Origin of the sequence: Shewanella basaltis (assembly GCF_023283885.1) — a bacterium.
Lineage (GTDB): Bacteria > Pseudomonadota > Gammaproteobacteria > Enterobacterales > Shewanellaceae > Shewanella > Shewanella basaltis.
The window spans coordinates 106,507-112,631 of sequence record NZ_JAKILA010000015.1; the positions used below are offsets into that span (position 1 = coordinate 106,507).

General features: G+C 42.2%; 5 protein-coding genes. 2 read left to right on the forward strand and 3 right to left on the reverse strand.

Translation table 11 applies throughout. The annotated features are described in order from the left end of the window. Positions 1-171 precede the first annotated feature (171 nt). Entirely contained in the window at positions 172-2,136 is a 1,965-nt protein-coding gene (locus tag L2703_RS12090) for a beta-galactosidase (RefSeq protein ID WP_248971342.1), read from the forward strand. Between the two features lie 49 nt (positions 2,137-2,185). Here the strand turns inward: L2703_RS12090 and L2703_RS12095 are convergent, their stop codons facing one another. From L2703_RS12095 to L2703_RS12105, 3 genes are all read right to left on the reverse strand, one after another. After that, positions 2,186-2,407, reverse strand: coding sequence for a DUF2061 domain-containing protein (locus L2703_RS12095; protein ID WP_248971343.1), 222 nt, complete (start codon positions 2,405-2,407; stop codon positions 2,186-2,188). A 546-nt stretch (positions 2,408-2,953) separates the two neighbouring features. Then, the gene (locus tag L2703_RS12100; RefSeq protein ID WP_248971344.1) at positions 2,954-3,868 is read right to left on the reverse strand and encodes a 1,4-dihydroxy-2-naphthoyl-CoA synthase; all 915 of its coding nucleotides are present in this window, start codon (positions 3,866-3,868) and stop codon (positions 2,954-2,956) included. A gap of 91 nt (positions 3,869-3,959) precedes the next feature. Further along, positions 3,960-4,307, reverse strand: coding sequence for a hypothetical protein (locus L2703_RS12105; protein WP_248971345.1), 348 nt, complete (start codon positions 4,305-4,307; stop codon positions 3,960-3,962). A gap of 76 nt (positions 4,308-4,383) precedes the next feature. On the opposite strand from L2703_RS12105, the gene ccoG reads away from it, so the two are divergent. Next, positions 4,384-5,811, forward strand: a complete 1,428-nt coding sequence (gene ccoG, locus L2703_RS12110; protein ID WP_248971346.1) for a cytochrome c oxidase accessory protein CcoG — start codon at positions 4,384-4,386, stop codon at positions 5,809-5,811. The last annotated feature ends 314 nt before the right edge of the window (positions 5,812-6,125 follow it).

The following is a 6,125-nucleotide window of genomic DNA, read 5'->3' on the forward strand; positions in this document are numbered from 1 at the left end:
ATACTCAGTTTATTTAAAATACTATATATCATATAAATACTGGGTTAGTATATTGTTCATCATTAAAAATTCGTCAAGTAACCTGGTAACTTGGTTGGTAACGATAGGATATGATTTACATTATATCGAGGTTCAACCAGTGGTTTTGCGTGCTATTTATTGGAGATTAACATGTTAGGAGTTTGCTATTACCCAGAGCATTGGCCTGAATCTATGTGGCAACAAGATGCAAAAGAAATGCGTCAGCTCGGATTACAGTATGTGCGCATTGGTGAGTTTGCGTGGTCTAGAATAGAAGCTCGTGATGGCGAGTATTCGTTTGAGTGGTTAGACAGAGCGATTGAAACACTTGCCAGTGAAGGGCTACAGGTGATCATGTGCACCCCAACCGCAACGCCTCCTAAGTGGTTAATCGATAAATACCCAGACATTCTACCTGTTGACATCAATACGGGGACCACACGTGGCTTTGGTTCGCGTCGTCATTACGATTTTTCTAGCCAAAATTATTTTCGCGAAGCCATGCGTATTTCAACCGTGATCGCAGAACGTTACGGTAATCATCCAAGTGTGTGTGGTTGGCAAACCGACAACGAAATTGCGTGCCATGACACCACCCATAGTGGCTCACTGGTGGCCAAGTTGGCGTTTCAGCAGTGGTGTAAAGACTATTATCAAGGCGATATTGAAAAGCTAAACAGCGCATGGGGTAATGTGTTTTGGTCTATGGAATATCAAGACTTTGCACAAATCGACCTGCCTATTTTAGCGGTGACCGAAACGAATCCTGCTCATCAATTGGCTTATCGTCGTTTTAGTTCTGATCAAGTGGTTAAGTTTCACGATGCCATGATTGATATCATTCGTGCTCATTCTCCTAATCGTTTTGTCACCCACAATTTTATCCCGCTGGTTGACACTCAGGCCGATAATTTTGCATTGGCCAAAAATCTCGACTTTGTTAGCTACGATAATTATCCGTTAGGCCGTTCTGACATGTTCTTTAAACACATGCCAGCGGAGCAATTTAAGCCTTATATGCGTACCGGTCACCCAGACTTTTCAAGCTATTCATTTGACCAAAGCCGTGGCGTAAGCAATAAAAACTTTTGGGTGATGGAGCAACAACCAGGGCCAGTAAACTGGGCGCACCATAATCCGCGTCCCGAAACCGGCATGGTTAGGTTGTGGTCGTGGCAAGCATTTGCTCATGGCGCTGACTGCGTATGCTATTTCCGCTGGCGCCAAGTGCCATTTGCGCAAGAGCAAATGCACGCAGGTATTAAGCGTAATGACAATTCAAAAGCGGCTGCCTGGGCTGAAGTTGAACAAATGCGTGATGAATTAGCCAAGGTTGACTTTAGCATTAGCGACCCAGTACAAGCGAAAGTGGCGATAGTAACAGGTGCTAATAGCCAATGGGTGACCGAAATTGAACGCCAGGGTGACAGTTATAATCATCAACGGGTTGAGTTTGCTTACTATTCTGCGTTACGTCAGTTAGGGTTAGCCGTTGATTTTTTGTCAGTAGACCATGATTTAACTCAGTATAGTCTCGTGGTTGCACCATGTTTACCGATTGTGCCACAAACATTTGTTGATAAATGTCAGCAAGCGAATGTGCACCTAGTGATTGGCCCGCGCTCAGGCAGTAAAACCGATGAGTTGTCATTGGTGCCGACGTTAGCGCCAGGAGTATTACAAGCCTTAGTGCCAGTGAAAGTGCTCTCAACTGAAACCATTCGACCAGATTGCAGCGAAGTGTTGCATTTTAACGGGGCGAAATTTGAAAGTCAGTGTTGGCGAGAAGAGTTAGCATTTGCTGATGAGGTGAAGGTTGTGGCGACTTATCATGATGGTACCCCAGCTGTTGCGCGTCATAATAATACCAGCTATGTGGCCACACTGACGTGTGATGGGTTTCTACTCGAATTCTTTACCGTGCTAGCCGCAGAATTGGGTTTAGCAACAATTGCATTACCAAAAGACATGCGTTTGGTACAGCGTGGTAATTATGCCTATTTATTTAACTATGCAGGTTACTCACAAACCGTGCCGAGTGCGATACAAGGCCAGTATGTGTTGGGCAGTGCTAATCTTGCTGCTTATGACGTAGCCATCGTTAAACTCGTATAATCTTGTTTGTATCTGGTTACCTCATGGCAATCAATTCACCATGAGGCGACTAGTTAGCAAGCTGAGCAGGCTCTGCTGATATCGCTACAGAATGAGCCTGTTTGGATTCAATGTTTTTCCAGACTTTGTCATGGAAATAAAACACCACGGTATTCACAGCTGGTTCTAGCAAAGCAATCGCACCACCGATAACAACGCTACCTGTTAACAAATAAGTAATCGAAAATGCGACGCTAAAGTGTAATATGGCAAAGCTAATGGTCTTTTTCATGATGAATCCCCCTGTTTGGTTTAATTAAATGATAACAGTTCTCATTATCATGTAAAGGGGGGGTGATTCGATTGTTTTAAATGGTAATTCCGATTGGATTTTGTTATTTAACCTAAAAAAGCTCTTAAATAAAGGGCGAAATTGATAAAATCGTGTCGCTTTATTCAGACTTTTAGCATGTAATACCAATTCCACTAATTATGTGGTCAATCAGAGCGACTCAGATTGTTCAGTTTGAGGCGCATTGTTGAAATAATGGTTATTCCCTTTTAAGGCAATGCAACAAAGAAATGGACAGTCTGAGTATCTCCTGCAAGGCGGGTTTCTGTGCCCTCTATGCTGTTTAATAGCATTTTGACTTACGACTGCATGGACGCAGGAGGTAGAACAACGCAGGAGCAGTTGTCGACGACTGCATGGACGCAGGAGGTAGAACAACGCAGGAGCAGTTGTCGAGAGCAACTATGCCTACAATACTATTACTTGCCTAGAAGGCACAAAATTCCCGCTGAGTGATCAGATAGTTAGTGGAATTGGTATAAGTATTTAATAGTGCCAAGGAAAGCGCGAAAAATCTTGGTCGCGTTTTTCTAAAAACGCATCCCGACCTTCCTGAGCTTCTTCGCTCGCATAGGCTAAACGTGTGGCTTCTCCCGCAAAAAGTTGCTGACCCACTAAGCCATCGTCGGTCATATTAAAGCCATATTTAAGCATACGCATGGCTGTTGGCGATTTTGAGTTAATCTCTTTGGCCCAAGCTAATGCTTGTGTTTCAAGTTCAGCATGAGGGATCGCGCGGTTAACCATGCCCATATTACAGGCTTCTTCTGCGGTATAATTAAAGCCAAGGAAAAAGATTTCACGAGCACGTTTTTGGCCAATCATCTTCGCTAAATAAGCGCTGCCGTATCCAGAATCAAAACTTCCCACATCTGGGTCAGTTTGCTTAAATACAGCATGCTCTTTAGATGCTAAGGTTAAATCACACACCACATGTAAGCTATGGCCGCCACCTACAGCCCAACCGGGCACAACAGCAATCACTACTTTAGGCATAAAACGTATGAGTCTCTGTACTTCCAATATATGCAGACGACCCATACGGGCAACATCGGGCTGGCCTGCTTCTGCACCTTCGTATTTATAACCATCTTTGCCACGAATACGCTGATCGCCGCCAGCACAAAATGAATGCTGCCCTTTAGCTGAAGGGCCATTTCCCGTTAATAGTACGCAGCCCACATCAGACCATTGTCTAGCATGGTCTAATGCTATAAAGAGTTCGTCAACGGTTTTAGGGCGGAATGAATTAAGGCAATCTGGTCTGTTAATAGCAATACGAACAGTGCCTTGAGATTTAGCACGGTGATACGTAATGTCTTCAAAATTGAATCCAGCGACAACATCCCACAAGGCAGGGTCAAAGATGTCTGATACTGATTCAGGCGTTGCTTGTGTCATAAGAAAACCTAGCCTCTGTAGTAAATATTACCCAAAGGCTAGGCTTATTTGATATTTAGGTCAATTTGTTACCGCAAAAGCGTTAACTTACTCAGATTTTATCGCAGATATACTGCAAGTTTTCTTTTGAAAAAACAGGATGACGAGCACTGCTGTGACAATATTGACTTTTAAATTCTGCAATAGACTCATTACTTACGAAAATACCGTCTAGTTCGCGTATTTCAATTGTCGATAACCGTTCGTAAATTTCAGCTTTTACTTGCGGTATATGCTTATCAATCTTAATAATTTTTGTACCAGTCATCGAATCAAGCTTTTGATCTGCCTTTGAAAACATACTTTTGATGTCGTTAATAGGCTTATCAAGTTTGTCCGTTTCTGTCGCAAAGTAATAAATAACCCCTGCGATTATTGCTAAACCAATCCAACCTCTCATCTTTTTATCCAATAATGTGTTATTACCTATATAATAAGCTAGTTATCGTTCAATATTAAAGCAGTAAGGCTGTAAAATGACGAAAGAATCTAACCCCAAAGATTTCTCAAAACAACAACGTATTAAAATCCACCAACCAGATGCCAGTAAAGCAGACCGCTTTAATCCACGCAACCGTATTTATGTACGTGCAATTGATGGTATGTGGACAACATTACGTCGCCAAATGGGTTGGATAGCAATGTTATTTTTTCTGTTACTTCCCTGGATACCATGGGGAAACAGACAAGCTGTGTGGTTTAATCTTGCAGAACAAAAGTTTCATGTATTCGGCTTAACAATTTGGCCGCAAGATCTTACCTTACTTGCTGCATTATTCATGATTGCGGCATTTGGCTTGTTTTTTGTCACAACTTACCTCGGTAGAGTTTGGTGTGGCTACACTTGCCCTCAAACAGTATGGACCTTTATCTTTATCTGGTTTGAAGAAAAGTTCGAAGGTGCGCGTAATAAACGCATAAAGTTAGATCAAATGCCATGGAGCTTTGATAAATTATGGCGTAAAACAGCAAAACATACTTCGTGGATAGTTGTATCGTTATTAACAGCCACTACGTTCGTTTCTTATTTTGTACCAAGCAGAGAACTCTATATCGATTTCATTACCCTCAATGCAAGTGGTGGAATTTACTTTTGGGTTATCTTTTTTACACTCGCAACTTACGGTAATGCAGGTTGGATGCGTGAAATCATGTGTATTCACATGTGCCCATACGCTCGTTTTCAAGCAGCAATGTTCGACAAAAACACCTATATAGTGGGTTATGATGCTAAGCGCGGCGAAACTCGAGGACCACGTACTCGTAAGCAAGATCCAAAAGAGATGGGGCTTGGTGACTGTATTGACTGCGATCTATGTGTACAAGTCTGCCCAACCGGTATCGATATTCGTAATGGATTGCAATATGAATGTATCAATTGTGGTGCGTGTATCGATGCATGTGATAACACCATGGAACGCATGGGCTACAACAAAGGATTAATTAGTTATACCACCGAAAACAAATTAAATAATGTAAAAGAGAAAGTATTAAGACCTAAATTGGTCGGTTATGGCGTCGTGCTAACTGTCATGATTCTGCTCTTTGTTTACGCAAGTGCGACCATTGCGCCCGTACGCATGGATGTTATTCGCGATCGTAATTCATTATTTCGTGAGAACAACCAAGGAAACACCGAAAATACGTTCACCATTAAAATCCTTAATAAAACAGAACAACCACAAGAATACAATTTAAGTGTAGAAGGATTAACTAACCCACAATGGATTGGCCCACAACATGTGTCAGTGGGTGCTGGTGAGGTGCTAACTCTTCCTGTCAGTATTGCCGTTGATCCTGTTGAATTAAAAAGGACCATAACCAAGATTGATATCAAAATAGTCGCCACAATTGATGGAAGCCCCATCGAAATAAAACAAGAAACTCGATTTTTTGGTGGCTAGAATCAAGATAAACAGCCAAAAAAGGGACGAATAGTCCCTTTTTTGTTCTTTTCGATTGAAAAAACACCTCTCAGTCATCTTTTTGCAATATTTCTTATTTTTACGCTTGCACAATATTTTTAGCTCCCTATAATGCGCAACCACTGACACGGCAAGCGGCTCACGCCAATGAAGCGTTAGTATGAAGTCTTCTTTATGAAGAATTCAGCGCGAAAAGAAAGTTTGAAAAAACACTTGACGCGAAGATGGGAAAGCGTAGAATACGCAGCCCAAGCCGACGACCTAGCGTCAAAGGCGATGCACGAAACACGGCA

Excerpts from the sequence above, each read along its gene's own strand:
- L2703_RS12090 (WP_248971342.1), top strand. The coding sequence starts at position 172 with ATGTTAGGAGTTTGCTATTACCCAGAGCATTGGCCTGAATCTATGTGG.
- L2703_RS12095 (WP_248971343.1), bottom strand. The coding sequence starts at position 2,407 with ATGAAAAAGACCATTAGCTTTGCCATATTACACTTTAGCGTCGCATTT.
- L2703_RS12100 (WP_248971344.1), bottom strand. The coding sequence starts at position 3,868 with ATGACACAAGCAACGCCTGAATCAGTATCAGACATCTTTGACCCTGCC.
- L2703_RS12105 (WP_248971345.1), bottom strand. The coding sequence starts at position 4,307 with ATGAGAGGTTGGATTGGTTTAGCAATAATCGCAGGGGTTATTTATTAC.
- ccoG (WP_248971346.1), top strand. The coding sequence starts at position 4,384 with ATGACGAAAGAATCTAACCCCAAAGATTTCTCAAAACAACAACGTATT.